Here is a 16,870-nt window from a genome sequence, read left to right as displayed (position 1 = left end):
CGCGGAGAAACCGGTCGGGCGACGGAGACGCCTCTCCGTCGTCCGTCGTCCGCGGCGACCAGGCGTCCGACTTCCGCACGGTTGCGCGACGCCCCGACGACGGTGTGCGCGCACCTCGCCCCTCCCGCTCACCGCGGCCCGTGGGAGGGGGCGCGCGGTGACCGGGAGGGGCGACGCGTGCGTATGGCCGAGACAGCGCGAGGTCAGGCCTGGCCGAGGACCGACTGCACCTCCTGCGGGGTGCGCGCCTCGCGCAGCCGGGCCACCTGGGACTCGTCGAGGAAGACCTCGGCCACCCGGGAGAGCACCTGGAGGTGGTCGTCGCCCGCGCCGGCGACGCCGATGACGAACTCCGTGTCCTTGCCGTCCCAGTCCAGCCCCTGCGGGTAGCGGACGAAGGAGATCGCCGTGCGGCTGATGAGGCCCTTGGCCTCGTTCGTGCCGTGCGGGATGGCCAGGCCGCTGCCCATGTGGGTGGAGACCGACTGCTCCCGCTCGTGCATCGCCTCGACGTAGGCCGAGGGCACGGCCCCGCTGGCGACGAGCAGCGCGCCGGCCTCGGAGATCGCCTCCGCCTTCGAGGACGCCCGGCCCTCGAGCACGACCGACTCGACCGCGAGCAGGCCGCCCGCCGGCTGCGCCGCGGCGGGCACCGCCGCGCTCGGGGCCGGCTCGGCGGGCTGGGCGGCGGACCGGCTCTCCCCCACGAGCGCGACGACCTCGTCGTAGCGGGGGCTGGCCATGAAGTCCTCCACCGACACGTGCAGCGCCGAGGGGGTGCGCTGCCGGGCGCGGTCGGTGAGGTCGCGGTGCGTGACGACGAGGTCGGCGTCGTCGCGCAGGCTGGAGATCGCCTTGTTCACCACGGTGACGTCGGCGTACCCGGCGTCGCGGATCTTGCGGCGCAGCACCGAGGCACCCATCGCCGAGGAGCCCATCCCGGCGTCGCAGGCGAAGACGATCGAGTCGATCGGGCGGGTCGCCGTCACGACGCCGCCGCCGGTCAGCGCGCCCGCCACGCTCGAGCGCCTGCCCTTCATCTCCTCCATGCGGCCCGTCGCACCGGCGAGGTCGCCGTCGTCGTCGTCCTTGCCGACGCGCAGCAGTACGGCGGCGAGGACGAAGGTGACGAGGGCGGAGAGCACCACCGAGAGGACGACCCCGACGAGGCTGCCCACCGGGGACTGGATGAGCACGGCGATGATCGAGCCGGGCGCCGCGGGCGCCCGCAGCCCCGAGCCGAAGACGAGGTTGGTCGCCACCCCGGTCATGCCGCCGGCGATGACGGCGAGGATGAGGCGCGGCTTCATGAGCACGTAGGGGAAGTAGATCTCGTGGATGCCGCCGACGAACTGGATGAGCGCGGCGCCCGGCGCGGACGCCCTGGCCAGGCCCGTGCCGAAGACCGCGAAGGCGAGCAGCAGGCCCAGGCCCGGCCCGGGGTTGGCCTCGATGAGGAAGAGGATCGACTGGCCGTCCCTGGCCGCTTCGGTGGTGCCCAGCGGCGTGAAGATGCCGTGGTTGATGGCGTTGTTGAGGAAGAGGACCTTCGCCGGCTCGACGAGGATCGAGGTGAGCGGCAGCAGGCTGTTGTCGACGAGGAAGCGCACGACGTTGCCCGCCGCGTTGGAGAAGGCCTCGACGAAGGGGCCCGCCGCGACGAAGCCGACAATCGCCAGGAGCATGCCCCAGATGCCGGCGGAGAAGTTATTGACGAGCATCTCGAAGCCCGGGCGGATCCTGTCGGCCCACAGGGCGTCGAGCTTCTTCATCGACCAGCCGCCGAGGGGGCCCATGACCATGGCGCCGAGGAACATCGGCACGCCCGCGCCGGTGATCGCGCCCATGGTGGCGATGGCCCCGACGACACCGCCGCGGAGGTTGTCGTCGTACAGCATCCGGCCGCCGGTGTAGCCGATGAGCAGCGGCAGGAGGTAGGTGATCATCGGGCCGACGATCCCGCCGGTGCCGCCGTTCTCGACGTCCCCCGCGCCCCAGCCGCCGAGCTGCTCGACCAGCCCGTAGCCGCCGGTGTAGCCGAAGACGTTCTCGCCGATGAGGGTGATCCAGCCGACCTCGATGAACAGGGCGGTGATGAGCCCCCAGGCGATGAAGGCGGCCATGTTCGGCAGCACCATGTTGGACAGGGCGGTGCCGAACTTCTGGACGGCGACCCGCAGGCCGCCACGCTCCCGTCCCGCGCTGCCGCGGTCGGGTCGCACGTCAGTGGGTGCGGACATTGTGCTCCTCCTCGAGACGGTGATGCACCTCACGCATCGAGGACCAGTAAACACCCGATCGGACTCAATGCCAAGCACTTCCACCTGTTCCCACATCCGAGTGTGTGGCTATAGTGGGAGGACGGCGTGGCACACGGCGCCGTCCCGACCGATTGGGAGGACCGATGAAGGCCCTGCGTTTCTACGCTCCCGAGGACGTCCGCCTCGAGGACTACCCCGAGCCGGGGTGCGGCCCGGACGAGGTGAAGATCCGCGTCCGCAACTGCTCCACCTGCGGCACCGACGTCAAGATCTTCCACAACGGCCACCAGAACCTCAGCCCGCCGCGGACCATCGGCCACGAGATCGCCGGTGAGGTAGTCGAGGTGGGCGCCGACGTCGCGAGCCTGTACGGCACCGACTGGCAGGTCGGGGACCGCGTCCAGGTCATCGCCGCCGTCCCGTGCGGGGAGTGCCACGAGTGCCGCAAGGGCTGGATGGCCGTGTGCCAGAACCAGACCTCGATGGGCTACCAGTACGAGGGCGGTTTCGCCGAGTACATGGTCGTCCCGCGCCAGGTGCTCAAGGTCGACGGCCTCAACCGCATCCCGGACAACGTCGGCTTCGACGAGGCCTCCGCCGCGGAGCCGCTCGCCTGCGCGATCAACGCCCAGGAGCTGCTCGGGATCGAAGCGGGCGACGTCGTCGTCGTCTTCGGTGCCGGCCCCATCGGCTGCATGCACATCCGTGTCGCCCGCGGCGCCCACGGCGCCGGCACGGTGGTCCTCGTCGACGTCAACGCCGAGCGCCTGGCCATGTCCGCCGCGGTCGCCGAGCCCGACGAGACGATCGACGGCTCCCAGGTGGACGTCGTCGAGCGGGTCATGGAGCTCACCGGCGGCCGGGGTGCGGACGTCGTCATCACGGCGACGGCGGCGAAGGTCGCCCAGGAGCAGGCCGTGGCGATGGCCGCGCGCAACGGGCGCATCTCCTTCTTCGGTGGCCTGCCGAAGAACGACCCCGTCATCGCGCTGGACTCCAACGTCGTCCACTACCGCCAGCTCCACATCCACGGCGCCAACGGCTCGGCCCCCGAGCACAACCGCCGCGCGCTGGAGTACATCTCCACCGGCCAGGTGCCGGTCAAGGACCTCATCACCCACCGCATCCCGCTCGCGGACGTCATGTCGGCCCTCGAGCTCGTCCGCAGCGGCACGGCGATCAAGGTGACCGTCGAGCCCTGAGCGCCCGTAGCATCGAGCGGGCAGCGAGCGAGTCGAGGAGGAACGTGTACGCGGAGGAGCGCCAGCAGACGATCGCCCAGCTCGTCGTCACGCGCGGGCGGGTGTCGGTCACCGAGCTGGCCGAGGAGTTCGCGGTGACCACCGAGACGGTGCGCCGCGACCTCGGCGCGCTCGAGCGGCTGCGGCTCGTGCGCCGCGTCCACGGCGGCGCGGTCCCCGCGGCCTCGCTGTCGGCGATGGAGAGCCGCCTCGACGAGCGCGACGTCACCCACGCCCGGGAGAAGGAGCGCATCGCCGCCGCCGCGGCCCGGTTCCTGCCCGACGACGGCGGCACGGTCGCCATCGACGCGGGCAGCACCACCGTCCGGCTCGCGGCGTTCATCCCGCCGGACCGGCGGCTCACGGCCTTCACCCACGGCGTCCCGATCGCGGCCCGGCTCGCGCCGCTGCCCGGCGTCGACCTCCACCTCCTGCCCGGGCGCGTACGCCCGACGACGCAGGCGGCGGTCGGCTCGCTCACCATCCAGGTGCTCGAGCGGCTGCGCGTGGACGTCGCCTTCCTCGGGACCAACGGCGTCACCGAGGACCACGGCATGTCCACCCCGGACTCCGAGGAGGCCGCGGTCAAGCGGGCGCTCGTGCGGGCCGCGCGGCGCGTCGTCGTGCTCGCGGACGCGACGAAGCTGGGCCGCGAGGCGACGGTGAGCTTTGCCGGGCTCGACGACGTCGACGTCCTCGTCACCGACGCCGAGCCCACCGCCGTCCCGGCCCGTGCCTTCGCCGCGCACGGCGTGGAGGTGGTCGTCGCATGATCCTCACCCTCACCGCCAACCCGAGCGTCGACCGCACCGTCACGCTCACCGGCCCGCTGCAGCGCGGCGCGGTCCTGCGCGCCGCGTCGATGACCTCGCAGGCCGGGGGCAAGGGCGTCAACATCTCCCGTGCCGCCGTCGCCGCCGGCATCCCCACGGTCGCCGTGCTCCCCGCCGACGGCGCGGACCCCTTCGTCGCCGAGCTGCGGGCGGCCGGGATCGACTGCCGTCCGCAGCCGCCCGCCGGGGACGTGCGCGTCAACCTCACCCTCACCGAGCCGGACGGCACGACGACGAAGGTCAACAGCGCCGGCGCCGCCGTCGAGCGTGCCCACCTGGACCAGCTCGCCGACGCCGTCGTCGCCCTCGCGGCGGAGGCGACGTGGGTGGTGCTCGCCGGCTCGCTGCCGCCCGGCGCCCCGGCCGACTGGTACGCGGGGCTGGTCGTGCGGCTGCGCGCGACGGCCGCGCGCGTGGCGGTCGACACGAGCGGGGCGGCGCTCCTCGCGCTCGCGGCCGCGCTCCCGGCCGCCGCCCCCGACCTCATGAAGCCGAACGGTGAGGAGCTCGCCACCATCGTCGGCGCCGACCCGCTCGCGCTCGAGGCCGACCCCGCCGAGGCCGCCCGCGCCGCCCGGGTGCTCGTCGACCGCGGGGTGGGGGCCGTGCTCGTCACCCTCGGCCCCGCCGGTGGCGTGCTCGTCACCGCCGACGGCGCGTGGCACGCGCCCGCTCCGCCCACCACCGTCGTCAGCACGGTGGGGGCCGGGGACTCCAGCCTCTTCGGCTACCTCCTCGCGACCGAGCGTGACGCCGCCCCCGACATGGCGCTGCGCTGGGCCGTCGCCTACGGCAGTGCGGCGGCCGGGCTGCCGGGCACGGGCATCCCCCGGCCCGGTGACGTCGACGCCGCCGCCGTCACCGCCACCGCGCTGCGCCCGCCCGCGCTCACCTGAGGGGGCGTTCAGCGCTCCTCACGCAGGGAGGCGGCGATGCGCGCCCGGATCTCCTGGTCGTGCATGCCCGGGCCGGCCGCGGCGTCCTCGGTGCCCGGCTCGGCCGCGCGCCTCGGGTCGATGAGCCGGCGCACGCCGGCGCGCAGGAGACGTGCGTCCACCGCGGCGGTCCCGCTGAGCAGGAGCAGGCCGGCGCCCTGGTCGAGCGCGGCGCTCAGCGCGCCGAGCTCCTCCACCGACATGGGGTCGCCCTCGACCCGCTGCTGCCGCACCACCTCGGTGTAGGCGTCGAGCAGCCGCTGCATCCGGGTGGCCATCTCCGCGCGGAGCGTCTCGTCCCGGGCGGCGGTGGCGATGAACTCGAGGGTGGCGAGCGCGAAGCCGGTCATCGCGGCGGTGAGGTCCTCCTCGCTGACCCCGCGGGCCGCGCCCTGGGGGATGTCCTCGACGCGGTCGAACGGGTCCCAGGTCTCGGCGAGCGCCGCCTCCATGTTGGCGTCGAGCACGGCGAGGAAGAGCGCGGCCTTGTTCTCGAAGTTCGAGTACACCGCCCCCTTGGAGAAGCCTGCCTCCCGGGCGATGACCTCGAGGTTCGCCCGGTGGTAGCCGTCGCGGGCGAAGACGGCACGCCCCGCGAGGACGAGCGCCTCCCTCGTCTGGCGCTGCCGGTCGCGGCGCGAGATCGGGTCGGGCAGCTGGGACATGGTCGCGATCCTACGTCGCCGCGGACATTGACGTACCGTCAGTATCCGCATACCGTCAGTATCTCCATACCGACAGTATCCGAAAGGCTCCACGATGAGCGAGGACGTGCTCCACGTCGCGGGACTCACCCGGCGCTTCGGCGCCGTCGTGGCCAACGACGACATCTCCCTGCGGGTCCGGCCCGGTGAGGTCGTCGGGCTGCTCGGCCACAACGGGGCGGGCAAGACGACGCTCGTCTCCCAGGTGGTCGGGCTCCTGCGCCCCGATGCCGGGCGCATCACCGTCGGCGACGTCGACGCGGTCGCCGACCCGGCCGCCGCCCGCCGCCACACCGCCCTCCAGCCGCAGGCCCAGGCCCCGATCGACGGCCTCACCCCCCGCACGGCGATCGAGATCGCCGGACGCCTGCGCGGCCTGACCACCCGCGCCGCCAGGGCGGCCGCCGAGGAGCTCGCCGCCGAGCTCGACATCACCCCGTGGCTCGACCGCCGCGCCCTTCCCGACGGCCGCGGCCTCTCCGGCGGGATCCGCCGCCTCACCGCCTTCGCGATGACCGTCGTCGTGCCCACTCCGCTGCTCGTCCTCGACGAGCCGACCAACGACATCGACGCCTCCCGCCGCCGCCTCCTGTGGGACGCGGTGCGCCGCCGCGGCGACCAGGGCTCCGGCGTCCTCCTCGTCACCCACAACGTCACCGAGGCCGAGCGGATCGTCGACGAGCTCGTCGTCCTGGACCGCGGGCGCGTCGTCGCCGCCGGCTCCCCCGGACGCCTGCGCGGCACGCAGGACACCGACCTGCGCCTCGAGCTCCTCCTCCCGCCCGGCGGCGCCGCGCCGGACCCCACGGAGGCGCCGGTCACCGTCCGCCGCACCGTCCACGCCGGCCGCCGCGTCCTTCTCACCGTGCCGGCCGCCGAGGCGGCGGCGGCGGTCGCGTGGGCCACCACCCTGCGCGAGGGGGCCCGCACGGAGGGCTACTCCCTCGCCCCCGCCACCCTCGAGGACGCCTACCTCGCCCTCACCGCGGCCGACGCCGCGCCGTCCGGACAGGAGCCCGCCCGTGCCTGAGACCCTCACCCGGCCCGCCCCCGTGCAGGTGAGCCTCGGGACGACCTACACGACGCTGCTGCGCTGGCAGGTCGCACAGATCGGGCCGCTGCTGCCGCTCGTCGTCGTCATCCAGGCCCTGCTCGCCGCCGGGATCATCATCGGCTTCGGCTTCCTCATCCCCGACATCGACCCCGCGACGGCCCTGTTCCTCTCGACCGGCGCGCCCACCGTCCTGCTGCTCACGATCGGGCTCGTCATCGTGCCCCAGGGGGTGGCCCGCGCCCGCACCGACGGCACCTTCGCCTACATGCGCTCCCTGCCGCTGGCCCGCCCGCTGCTCCTCGCCGCGGACCTCACCGTGTGGCTGCTCATCGCGCTGCCGAGCGTCGCCGTCGGGGTGGTCGTGGCTCAGCTGCGCTACGACCTCGACCTCTCCTTCGACTGGCCCGTGCTCGTGGCCGCCGCCCTGCTCGTCACGCTCATGGCGACGGCGGTGGGCTACGCGATCGCCGTGAGCCTCCAGCCGATGCTCGCCCAGCTCGTCACCCAGGTGCTCGTGTTCTTCGTGCTCCTGTTCTCCCCGATCACCTTCCCGGCGAGCCAGCTGCCCACGTGGTTCCAGACCGTCCACGACGTCCTGCCGGCGCGTCCCGGTGCGGACCTGCTGCGTGCCGGGCTCGCCTCGGACGTCTTCGACGCGAGCGGGCGCGACCTGCTCGTGCTCGTCGTGTGGTGCGTGCTCGGCGTCGCGGTCACGCTGCGGGCCCTCGTGCGCCGGGAGTAGCCCCTCAGCGCACGGCCGCGGCGACGGCCTCCTCGGCGGTGGCGTGGCGGAACGTGAAGCCGTCGGCCTGCAGCCGGGTGGGGAGGATGCGCTGGTCCGGCAGCAGCATCTCCTCGGCGGGCTCGCCGAGGACGAGCCGGAGGAACCAGGCCGGGAGGCGGAACAGGTGCGGGCGGTGCATCTCGCGGGCCAGCGCCCGGGTGATGTCGGCGGAGGTCGCGGCCTGCGGCCCGGTGAGGTTGACCGGGCCGGACAGCTCGGAGTGCGCGAGCAGGTGGACGATCGCCCGGGCCTCGTCGGTGAGGGAGATCCAGGGCCACTGCTGGCGACCGGTGCCGATCGACGCGCCCGCCCCCAGCCGGGTGGCGAGCTGGAGCGGCGCGAGAGCACCGCCGTCGGCCATGACGAGACCGGTCCGGACGTGCACGACCCGCGTGACGTCGTCGGCGCGCTCCGTGGCCGCCTCCCAGCGGAGGACGACTCCCGCGAGGAAGCCGTCGCCCGGGCCGGAGTCCTCGGTGAGGACGGTGCCCGGGCGGTCGCCGTAGAAGCCGGTGGCCGAGCCGCTCACCCACACCTGCGGAGGGCTGGCGGAGGTGGCGATGGCGCGGGCGACGGTGCGGGTCGCGGTGACCCGGCTCCGGTAGATCTCGCGGCGGTAGGCCCGGGTCCACGGCAGCCGGCCCAGCGGCGCCCCGGAGAGCGTGACGACGCCGTCGGCCCACTCGACCGCCGCGGCGGGCAGCAGCCCCTCGTCCGGCCGCCACTCGTACTCGCTCGCGTCCCGCGGCTCGCGGCGCACGAGCGTGCGTACCTCGTGCCCGTCGGCGCGCAGCTCCTTCTGCAGGGCCGAGCCGATGAGACCGGACGCACCGGAGACGAGGATCCGCATGTGCCTGACGGTAACCACGCCCGCCGACCTCCGCTCGCCGGCGGACACGCGCACCGTGCGGCCGCGGCCGCACGGTGCGCGGATCGTCAGCCCTCGACGGCCTTGAGGAGCTCTTCGGCGTTCCTTCCCACGGCACCACCGGGGTGGCTGTGGAGCACCTTCTCCCAGGTGTATCCCCCCTCGCCCATGAGGAGGATGGCGAGCGCGTCACCCCACGCCGCCGTCGCGAGCGTCGAGCCCATGGCGATGATGCCGCCGGGGTCAGCGGAGTCGCTGTCGATGACGACGACGGCGTCGGCCGCCTGCGCGAGGCTCGACTCCGGTGCCGCCGTGAGGACGACACCCTTGGCACCGCGGTCCTTCGTGCGCCGGATGAACTCGGCCAGCTCCGTGGACTCACCTCCCTTGGAGATCGCGATGACGACGTCCCCGGCCGTGGCGACCCCGAGGCTGCCGTGGAGTCCGTCTCCGGGATTCTGGTAGAGGGCGGGCGTGCCGGTGACCGACAGGAGGTGCGCCAGCCGACGGGCGATCGTGCCCGACGTGCCGGAGCCCGTGACGATCACCTTGCCGCCGGCCTCACGGATGAGGTCCGCCACGGCGAGCAGCGACTCGTCGACCTGGGCGGCAACCCGGGCGACAGCGGCGCCCTCCTGCTCAATGAACCTGGCCGCTGCCTGCAACAGCTCGTGACGATCCTTCATGGTGTCCTTCTTCGTATGGGAGGTCGGTCAGTGCGGCGGGCTCGGCGTCGCGCCGCCCGTTCCGCTTCCGGTTGATCAAGGTCGAGGCGCGTGCGCCCTCCATGCGGACGATCCACACGCCCGCGAGGATGAGGCCCTGGGCGATCTGGTAGACGTAGCTGCTCAGGCCCAGCATGTTGAAGCCGCTCGAGAGCATCTGGAGGATGACCGCGGCCAGCGCGGTGCCCCAGATCGCCACCCGGCCGCCGAAGGGGTTGGCGCCACCGAGCACGGCGATGGTGACCGCCAGGAGCAGGTAGGAGCTGCCGTACCCGGCCGACGCGCTCACCGTCCGCATGACCATGACGAGCCCGGCGACGGCCGAGATCGTCCCCGCGAGGATGTAGGTCTGGAAGAGCACCCTCCGGCGGGCGATGCCGGTGTAGTCCGCCGCGGTCGCGCTGGCGCCGAGCATGGTGGCGCGCAGGCCGTACCCGGTGCGGGTCATGACGAGGGCGACAAGGACGACGACGACGAGGAACAGCCAGAAGATCAACGGAACCGCGGCCACCGTCGTCGAGCCGACCTCGGTCAGCTCGGGGGTGAGCCCGTAGATCGGCTCACCCCGGGTGAGGGCGATGGCCGCGCCGGCGAAGATCATCTGCGTCGCGAGCGTCGCGAGGATCGGGGCGACCCCGACCACGGCGACGACGACGGCGTTGATCGCCCCGCACACCATGCCGACGACGAGCGCGAGGACGACGGCGAGGACGGTGAGGGTGGGTGTCGACATCCCCGCCTCCATGCCGTTGACGCTCACGTAGGCCGCGGTGAGCGCCGAGAGGTTGGCCACCGAGACGATGGAGAGGTCGATGCCCGCGGTCGTCATGGCGATGGAGATCGCCAGCGCCATGAGCCCGATCTCGGGGATCGACAGGGTGATCGACTCGATGTTGAGCGGGCTGGTGTAGACCGACGGGTTGAGTGCCGAGAAGAGCACGGCGACGGCGACGGCCAGCACGAGCAGGCCGAGCGTGTGGGTGTTGCCCCTGGCGAGGCGCGCCCAGGGGGATGTACGAGTCGCGGCCATCGGTCAGCCTTCCTCGAGGATGCGGGCGCGGTGCTGTCCACGGGCGCTGCTGCGGGCCTGGATGGCCACCCCGGCGAGGATGACGAGGCCGATGATGAGCATGTGCCAGTAGCTGGAGACCCCCAGGCGCACGAGCGAGTTCTGCACGAGCGAGACGAGCAGGACACCGAGCACGGTGCCCTGGACGGAGCCACGGCCGCCGGTGTCGAGCGCGCCACCGATGACGACAGCGGCGATGACGTTGAGCTCCATGCCGACGAGCTCGAAGGGTGAGGCGTGCCGGGAGAGGACGACGTGGACCATCCCGGCGAAGCCGGCGAGCAGCCCCGCGGCCAGGTAGATGCGCGTCTGCACCATCGGCACGCGCAAACCGACGCGGCGCGCGGACTCCTTGTCACCGCCGACGGCGTACACCGAGCGCCCGAAGGAGGTCCGCTTGAGGACGACGGCGAGCCCGACGCACAGGAGGACGACCGGCACGACGAGGACGTTGACTGCGCTCCCGCCGAGGCTGAAGATCGTCATCGCCCCGACGCGGTCGAGCTGCGCCGGGAGGGTGGCGAGGTAGGTGGACCCCACGAAGGCGAGCAGCACGCCGCGGATGATCACCTGGGTGCCGAGGGAGGCGACGAGCGTCTCCATCCGGTAGCGGGCGACGAGGACGGCGTTGAGGCTGCCCAGGGCGCACCCGATGACCGAGGCGAGGAGGAAGGGCCAAACGCTCCCGTCGATCCCCAGCTCGTTCATCAGCTTGACGGTGCTGTACCCGCTGAAGATCGCGATGGCGGTGAAGGAGACGTCCATCCCGCCGGAGATGATGACGAGGAGGAGGCCGAGGGACAGTGCCAGGGTGACGATGCCCGAGCGGAGGATGTCCCCCGCGAAGGTCCACGTCAGGGTGGCGGGCTCGACGAGGAGGATGACCCCGAGGAGCAGCACGATGACGCCGAGCAGGACGCCCTCGTTGTGCGGCCCGCGGAGCCGTCGGGCCCAGCTGCGCGACGAGCTGGGAGCCGGCCGCGTCGTCGTCGTGGTCATTTCTCCAGCCTTTCCCGCACGGAGGACACCGTGACCTCGTCGCCCGCGACCTCACCATCCATCCGTCCGCGACGGATGAACAGCACGCGGTGACAGACGCTCACGAGCTCAGGGACGTCGTCGGAGATGAGGAGCACCCCCATCCCGGCCTCCGCCTGACGGCGGAGGATCTGCATGATCGCGGCCTTGGAGCCGGCGTCGACGCCGACCGTGGGGCCGTTGAGGATGAGCACCTGCGGCTCGGTGGCGAGCCACTTGCCGAGCACCACGCGCTGCTGGTTGCCGCCCGAGAGGGTGCTCACCGCGTCCTCGGCGCTGCCGATCTTGATCGACAGGTCGTCGATCAGGGCGGTGACCTGCTCGTCGATTCGACGGCCGTCGAGGACGCCTCCGGTGCGGGTCACCCCGTCGAGGGAGGCGGCGACGAGGTTGGTCCCGATCGACTGCTCGAGGAACACGCCCTGGGTGAGGCGGTCGCCGGGGACGTAGGCGATGCCGGCTGCCAGGGCGTCCTCGACCCCGCGGATCTCGACGACGCGACCGTCCACGCGCACCGTGCCACCGGTGATGGGGAGTTTGCCGAAGACGGCCTCGGCCACCTCCGCGCGCCCGGAGCCGAGAAGGCCGGCCAGGCCGACGATCTCGCCCTTGCCGATCGTGAAGGACACGTCCGCGAACAGGTCCGTCGACGACAGCTCCTCGACCTCCATCGCCGGAGAGGGGTCGGCGGGGAGGGCCGACAGGACCCGCTCCTCGGTGGCCGCGTACCCCAGCAGTGCCTCGACGAGGCTGTCGTGGGTGAAGGCGGCGGCGACGTCGTCGGCGACGACCTCACCGTTGCGGATGACGGTGATGCGGTCGGAGATGCCGAACACCTCCTCCGTCTTGTGCGAGACGAAGACGATCGCCACCCCCTGCGCCTTGAGCTGCTCGACGACGCCGAAGAGTGTGTCGACCTCGCGCCAGGTCAGGGCGGTCGTCGGCTCGTCCATGAACAGGACCTTGACGTCGAGCGCGAGAGCGCGGCAGATCGCGACGAGCTGGCGGTCGGAGATCGGCAGGTCGCCGACCTCCGCGTCGAGGTCGAGGTGGAGGCCGAGCCGGTCGACCACCGCCTGCGCGACCCGGCGGGCGTCGCGCTCCGACACCAGCCGGCGGCCGCGCGCGATGCGTGCCGACATCGCGATGTTCTCCGCCACCGTGAGGTTCGGGAACAGCGACATGTCCTGGAAGATCACCTGGATGCCGCGGTCGACGGCGCCGGAGACGCTGAGCCGGCCGACGGCCTCCCCGCCGATCTCGATCTCGCCGTCGTCGGTATTCTCGACGCCCGCGATGATCTTGATGAGCGTCGACTTGCCCGAGCCGTTGGCGCCGGCGAGGCACAGCACCTCCCCGGCGCGGACCTCGATGTCGACCCCCTTGAGCGCGTGCACGCCGCCGTAGGACTTGCGCACCCCGCGGGCCCGCAGGGCCAGTGGTTGTTCGTTCATCACCGTTTCTTCCTGTCCTGCGGTTCCCGCCACCGCTCGCGAGCGGTGGCGGGAACCGGTGTCAGAACGGGTAGTCCGCCTTGTTGTCGTTCGTGATGTCGATCCAGGCATCGCCGAAGAAGCTGTTGGCGACCTCGGGGTCCTGGCGAAGCGACTCATATCCGGGGACGCCGAGGTCGGTACCCTCGGTGAGCTCCTCACCGTCGAGGACGATCTCCGCGGCGGCGAGCATCGCCTGGCCGGCGAGCGCGGGGTCCCAGCCGGTGATGACGTCGACCGAGCCGGTCTCGAGCTGGTTGCCGGCGATCGCAGGCGTGGAGGTGCCCACGACGCAGGTGTCGGCCTCCCGGCCGGCCTCCTCGATGGCCCGGCCGATTCCGGCGACGTCGGTCGAGGCCGCGCCGACGAACCCGCGGATGTCCGGGTAGGTGGCGAGCAGCTCCTTGGTCCGCTGGTACGCCACCTCCTGGTCCTCCTCGGAGGAGATGGCGTCGGTGACCCGCGTGACGCCGGGGTACTCGGCCTCGGCCTGCGCAAGGGCACCGTCGGCCCACACGTTGTGGCTGGCGACGGTGAGGGAGCCGACGAAGTGCGCGTAGGTGCCCTCCCCCTCCATGCACTCGGCGAGGAGGTCCATCTGGTGGGCGCCATAGTCGGCGTTGACGAAGGCCTCGATGTTCGCCTCGGCGTTCTCGATGCCGGGCGCCTCGTGGGTGATGACCACAATGCCCGCGTCCTGGGCGCGTCCCAGCACGGCCTCGAGGGACTCGGGGGAGTTCGGGACGACCGTCAGCGCGGCGGGCCGCTGCGGGATGAGGTCGTTGAGGGCGGCAATCTGCTTCTCCTCGCTCGAGTCGTCGCCGGCCGTCTGGGTGACCGTGACACCGTGCTCGGAGGCGTACTCGTCGTTGCCGACCGCCATGCGGTTGAACCAGTCACCACCGGCGAGCTTGACGACGTTGACGATGCGGCGCTCGCCGTCGGCAGCGGGGCTGGCGGTGTCGTCGCCGCCGCCCGTGGAGCCGCACGCGGTCAGCACGAGCGCGACCGAGACGGTCATCGCCGCTCCGGCGGCACTCCGTCGTGCGTTCTTCATGGTTCTACCTCCTGTTGTGGGAACTGCTGATGTCTCACGCCACCGCGCCGGCGGCGATGTCGCGGAGGGCGTACATGACGTCCTCGGGCCGGCGCCCGAGGTCGGTGGAGAGCCGGTCGTAGATCCGGTAGAGGCGGTCGTAGACCGCACCGGCCTCCGGGTCCGGCGTGTAGGCCGTCTCGGAGATCCGGCCGAAGGCGGCGGCCTCCGCGAAGCTGTCGTAGCCGCCGGCTTCGGAGCCGGCGGCGAGGCCCGCGTGGAGGGCGGCACCGAGGGCCGGGGTGTTCGCCGACGCGGACAGGTGGATCTCCCGGCCCGTGGCGTCGGCGAGAACCTGCATGAGCAGCGGGCTCTTGCCGGGCAGTCCTCCGCAAGCGACGATCCGGTCCACCGCGACGCCCGAGCACTCGAAGGCCTCGAGGATGGTGCGCTGCCCGAAGGCGGCGGCCTCGATGAGCGCGCGGTAGACGTGCTCCGGTCGGGTGGCGAGAGTCATGCCGACGAGCACGCCGCTGAGGTCGGCGTCGACGAGCACCGAGCGGTTGCCGTTGAACCAGTCGAGGGCGATGAGCCCGCTCTCACCCGGCCGCAGCGCCGTGGCCCTGTCCGCGAGGTAGTCGAAGCCGCTGACCCCGGCGGCCTGCGCGGCCTCCGCGTACCGCTGCGGCAGGAAGTTGCGGACGTACCAGCCGAAGGTGTCACCGACCCCGGGCTGGCCAGCCTCGTAGGCCCAGTAGCCGGGAATGATGCCGTCCTCGACGACTCCCGACATGCCCTCGACGTGCTGCGTCTCCGCCGACAGCACGAGGTTGCACACCGAGGTGCCCATGACGAGGACCATGTCACCGGGGCCCGCGACCCCGCAGGCGAGCATCGCGACGTGCGCGTCCATGTTCCCGCTGGCGACGGCGGTGCCGGGGCGCAGCCCCAGTCGCTGCGCCCACTCCTCGGTGAGGACACCGGCGCGGGTGCCGGGGCCGACGAGGTCATGACCGAGCTTGCCGAGGACGGCCGCGAAGCCGGCCGAGAGCTCCTCGAGGAACTGCTCGCTCGGGTAGCCCCCGTCCTCGGTCCGGTAGTTGGCCTTGTATCCGGCGACGTGCGCACCGCGCACCTCGTGCCCCACGAGCTGGGAGACGAGCCAGTCCTCGAGCTCGATGAGCCGGTCGGTCGCCGCGAAGACGTCGGGCGCGGCCTCGAAGATCTCCAGCGCCTTGGGGATGAGCCACTCCGAGGAGATCTTGCCCCCGTAGCTGTCGAGGAAGAGCCCGCCGTGGGCGCGCGCGAGCGCGTTCACCCGGTCCGCGTGCCGCTGCGCCGCGTGGTGCTTCCACAGCTTGGGGTAGGCGTGAGGCTCCGCGCGCCACTGCGGCGTCGTCGCGAGCGGCACGCCGTCCGCCGTGGTCGGGATGACAGTGCACGCCGTCGTGTCGACACCGATGCCGACGATCTCGTCGGCCGTGAGGCCGCTGGCCGTCAGGGCGCCGCGGACGACGGATGTCAGCCCCTCGACGTAGTCGGCAGGGTCCTGCAGCGCCCAGCTCGGCGGCAGCGCCTGGCCGGTGGCGGGAAGGACCTCGTCGATGACACCGGAGCGGTACGCGTGGACCGCCTCCCCAAGCTCCGACCCGCTCGCGAGGTCCACGACGACGGCGCGGCACGACTCGGTGCCGTAGTCGATGCCGATGGCCGCGCTGCGTGTCATTGCCTCTCCTCACTGAGCCTTCCGGACCCTCCGGCGGCTGCCCGCGGGGTTCGCCCATTGAGTCATCGACAAGGGCCGTCGTCCAAAGCTAGTGTGCTCATATGAGCACACATCGGCCAGACGGGTCGCCGTTGACGCACGACGAGCTCCTCATCGACGTCGCGCGCCGGTACTACTTCAGCAACGAGAGCAAGGTGGAGATCGCCACCACTCTGGGGCTGTCCCGCTTCAAGGTGGCGAGGATGCTCGAGGAGGCGGTGCACCGCGGCGCCGTCCGGATCACCCTTCACCGGCCGACGACCCGGGCGAGCGAGCTCTCGGTCCGGCTCAAGCAGCGCTACGGGCTGAACCACGCCGTCGTCGTCCCGACCGAGCAGCGGACGGAGCCGGAGGTACGCAGGCTGCTCGGGGACGCCGGCGCGCGGCTCCTCACCACGCTCCTCGCCGAGGGCGACGTCCTCGGCGTCAGCTGGGGACGCACCATCAAGGCGTTGGCCGAGGCGACGGTCAGCCTTCCCCGGGTCCCCGTCGTCCAGCTGTCCGGCATCGCTGGCAACCCGGGCGAGAACTCGATGGAGCTCGTCCGGATCCTCTCGAGCATCACCAAGGACGACGCCTTTCCGCTGTACACCCCGCTCCTCGTGCCTGACGCGGCCACGGCGCGGAGCCTGCGACACTCCCCGGGCGTCGCTGAGGCCTTCGACCGGTTCCGCTCGGTGTCCGTCGCCGTCGTCGCGGTGGGCAGCTGGAACCCGGCGAACTCCCAGCTGCGCACCTTCTTCTCCACCCAGGACCAGGCGGCCCTCACCGCCATGGGACTCCAGGCGGAGACGGGCGGGATCCTCCTCGACGCCGAGGGGAGGGAGATCGACAGCCCCGTGGTCGAGCGGATCATGGGCATCAGCAGCGTCGAGCTGCGGGCCGTCCCGACGGTGGTTGCCGTGGCAGGGCACGTCACCAAGGCCAAGGCCATCCGGAGCGTGCTGCTCGCCGGCATCGCCAACGCGCTCGTCACCGACGAAGCCGTAGCTCGGCTCCTCCTCCAGGAGGATCCGCTCATCTGAGCGCTTCCGGTGCCTGTGAGACATGCCGCATGCGGCATT

The 16,870-nt window shown here is 72.4% G+C and carries 15 protein-coding genes; 6 read left to right on the top strand and 9 right to left on the bottom strand.

What is annotated here, in order from left to right; genetic code table 11:
- Window positions 1-203: 203 nt before the first annotated feature.
- Window positions 204-2,240 carry a PTS mannitol transporter subunit IICBA gene (locus tag GD632_RS02195; protein WP_152188178.1) on the bottom strand — a complete coding sequence of 679 codons (2,037 nt, stop codon included), beginning with the start codon at window positions 2,238-2,240 and terminating at the stop codon, window positions 204-206.
- Window positions 2,241-2,404: 164 nt separating this feature from the next.
- Between GD632_RS02195 and GD632_RS02190 the strand changes: the two genes are divergently transcribed.
- The 3 genes from GD632_RS02190 to GD632_RS02180 are packed head-to-tail and all read left to right on the top strand — an operon-like array spanning window position 2,405 to window position 5,231.
- Window positions 2,405-3,463: a zinc-dependent dehydrogenase gene (locus tag GD632_RS02190; RefSeq protein ID WP_152188176.1), complete on the top strand. Its 1,059-nt coding sequence runs from the start codon at window positions 2,405-2,407 to the stop codon at window positions 3,461-3,463.
- Between the two features lie 44 nt (window positions 3,464-3,507).
- Window positions 3,508-4,275, top strand: a complete 768-nt coding sequence (locus tag GD632_RS02185) for a DeoR/GlpR family DNA-binding transcription regulator (protein WP_152188173.1) — start codon at window positions 3,508-3,510, stop codon at window positions 4,273-4,275.
- Complete coding sequence (locus GD632_RS02180) at window positions 4,272-5,231, top strand: 1-phosphofructokinase family hexose kinase (RefSeq protein ID WP_152188171.1); 960 nt, start codon at window positions 4,272-4,274, stop codon at window positions 5,229-5,231. The genes GD632_RS02185 and GD632_RS02180 overlap by 4 nt, the downstream gene beginning before the upstream one ends.
- An 8-nt stretch (window positions 5,232-5,239) precedes the next feature.
- Here the strand turns inward: GD632_RS02180 and GD632_RS02175 are convergent, their stop codons facing one another.
- A complete protein-coding gene (locus GD632_RS02175) occupies window positions 5,240-5,935 on the bottom strand; it encodes a TetR/AcrR family transcriptional regulator (protein ID WP_152188168.1) in 696 nt (231 codons plus the stop codon).
- A 94-nt stretch (window positions 5,936-6,029) separates the two neighbouring features.
- On the opposite strand from GD632_RS02175, the gene GD632_RS02170 reads away from it, so the two are divergent.
- Both GD632_RS02170 and GD632_RS02165 read left to right on the top strand, forming a co-directional pair.
- Entirely contained in the window at window positions 6,030-7,004 is a 975-nt protein-coding gene (locus GD632_RS02170; protein WP_152188166.1) for an ABC transporter ATP-binding protein, read from the top strand.
- On the top strand, window positions 6,997-7,770 hold the full coding sequence (locus GD632_RS02165; RefSeq protein WP_152188164.1) for an ABC transporter permease: 774 nt from the start codon (window positions 6,997-6,999) through the stop codon (window positions 7,768-7,770). Before GD632_RS02170 ends, GD632_RS02165 begins: the two co-directional genes overlap by 8 nt.
- A gap of 4 nt (window positions 7,771-7,774) precedes the next feature.
- Here the strand turns inward: GD632_RS02165 and GD632_RS02160 are convergent, their stop codons facing one another.
- From GD632_RS02160 to GD632_RS02130, 7 genes are all read right to left on the bottom strand, one after another.
- Entirely contained in the window at window positions 7,775-8,662 is an 888-nt protein-coding gene (locus GD632_RS02160) for a TIGR01777 family oxidoreductase (RefSeq protein ID WP_152188161.1), read from the bottom strand.
- An 86-nt stretch (window positions 8,663-8,748) separates the two neighbouring features.
- The gene (locus GD632_RS02155) at window positions 8,749-9,366 is read right to left on the bottom strand and encodes a KpsF/GutQ family sugar-phosphate isomerase (RefSeq protein ID WP_152188159.1); all 618 of its coding nucleotides are present in this window, start codon (window positions 9,364-9,366) and stop codon (window positions 8,749-8,751) included.
- Window positions 9,320-10,435 (bottom strand): ABC transporter permease, encoded by a 1,116-nt coding sequence (locus GD632_RS02150; protein WP_152188157.1) that lies wholly within the window; start codon window positions 10,433-10,435, stop codon window positions 9,320-9,322. Before GD632_RS02150 ends, GD632_RS02155 begins: the two co-directional genes overlap by 47 nt.
- 3 nt (window positions 10,436-10,438) lie before the next feature.
- Window positions 10,439-11,473 carry an ABC transporter permease gene (locus tag GD632_RS02145; protein WP_193311300.1) on the bottom strand — a complete coding sequence of 345 codons (1,035 nt, stop codon included), beginning with the start codon at window positions 11,471-11,473 and terminating at the stop codon, window positions 10,439-10,441.
- Window positions 11,470-12,966: a sugar ABC transporter ATP-binding protein gene (locus GD632_RS02140; RefSeq protein ID WP_193311299.1), complete on the bottom strand. Its 1,497-nt coding sequence runs from the start codon at window positions 12,964-12,966 to the stop codon at window positions 11,470-11,472. The genes GD632_RS02145 and GD632_RS02140 overlap by 4 nt, the downstream gene beginning before the upstream one ends.
- 61 nt (window positions 12,967-13,027) lie before the next feature.
- Window positions 13,028-14,062: a substrate-binding domain-containing protein gene (locus GD632_RS02135; RefSeq protein WP_152188153.1), complete on the bottom strand. Its 1,035-nt coding sequence runs from the start codon at window positions 14,060-14,062 to the stop codon at window positions 13,028-13,030.
- Between the two features lie 34 nt (window positions 14,063-14,096).
- On the bottom strand, window positions 14,097-15,767 hold the full coding sequence (locus GD632_RS02130) for a ribulokinase (RefSeq protein WP_226924421.1): 1,671 nt from the start codon (window positions 15,765-15,767) through the stop codon (window positions 14,097-14,099).
- 101 nt (window positions 15,768-15,868) lie between these two features.
- Between GD632_RS02130 and GD632_RS02125 the strand changes: the two genes are divergently transcribed.
- The gene (locus GD632_RS02125) at window positions 15,869-16,831 is read left to right on the top strand and encodes a sugar-binding transcriptional regulator (protein ID WP_152188151.1); all 963 of its coding nucleotides are present in this window, start codon (window positions 15,869-15,871) and stop codon (window positions 16,829-16,831) included.
- The last annotated feature ends 39 nt before the right edge of the window (window positions 16,832-16,870 follow it).

This window comes from Georgenia satyanarayanai (genome assembly GCF_009193135.1).
Classification (GTDB): domain Bacteria; phylum Actinomycetota; class Actinomycetes; order Actinomycetales; family Actinomycetaceae; genus Oceanitalea; species Oceanitalea satyanarayanai.
The sequence above is the reverse complement of the archived record's forward strand: the minus strand, read 5'-3'. Positions and strand labels throughout refer to the sequence as shown.

Bases quoted from the DNA above. Each gene is read 5' to 3' on its own strand.
- GD632_RS02195 (WP_152188178.1), bottom strand. From the start codon at position 2,240: ATGTCCGCACCCACTGACGTGCGACCCGACCGCGGCAGCGCGGGACGG.
- GD632_RS02190 (WP_152188176.1), top strand. From the start codon at position 2,405: ATGAAGGCCCTGCGTTTCTACGCTCCCGAGGACGTCCGCCTCGAGGAC.
- GD632_RS02180 (WP_152188171.1), top strand. From the start codon at position 4,272: ATGATCCTCACCCTCACCGCCAACCCGAGCGTCGACCGCACCGTCACG.
- GD632_RS02175 (WP_152188168.1), bottom strand. From the start codon at position 5,935: ATGTCCCAGCTGCCCGACCCGATCTCGCGCCGCGACCGGCAGCGCCAG.
- GD632_RS02170 (WP_152188166.1), top strand. From the start codon at position 6,030: ATGAGCGAGGACGTGCTCCACGTCGCGGGACTCACCCGGCGCTTCGGC.
- GD632_RS02160 (WP_152188161.1), bottom strand. From the start codon at position 8,662: ATGCGGATCCTCGTCTCCGGTGCGTCCGGTCTCATCGGCTCGGCCCTG.
- GD632_RS02155 (WP_152188159.1), bottom strand. From the start codon at position 9,366: ATGAAGGATCGTCACGAGCTGTTGCAGGCAGCGGCCAGGTTCATTGAG.
- GD632_RS02150 (WP_152188157.1), bottom strand. From the start codon at position 10,435: ATGGCCGCGACTCGTACATCCCCCTGGGCGCGCCTCGCCAGGGGCAAC.
- GD632_RS02145 (WP_193311300.1), bottom strand. From the start codon at position 11,473: ATGACCACGACGACGACGCGGCCGGCTCCCAGCTCGTCGCGCAGCTGG.
- GD632_RS02140 (WP_193311299.1), bottom strand. From the start codon at position 12,966: ATGAACGAACAACCACTGGCCCTGCGGGCCCGCGGGGTGCGCAAGTCC.
- GD632_RS02135 (WP_152188153.1), bottom strand. From the start codon at position 14,062: ATGAAGAACGCACGACGGAGTGCCGCCGGAGCGGCGATGACCGTCTCG.
- GD632_RS02130 (WP_226924421.1), bottom strand. From the start codon at position 15,767: ATGACACGCAGCGCGGCCATCGGCATCGACTACGGCACCGAGTCGTGC.
- GD632_RS02125 (WP_152188151.1), top strand. From the start codon at position 15,869: ATGAGCACACATCGGCCAGACGGGTCGCCGTTGACGCACGACGAGCTC.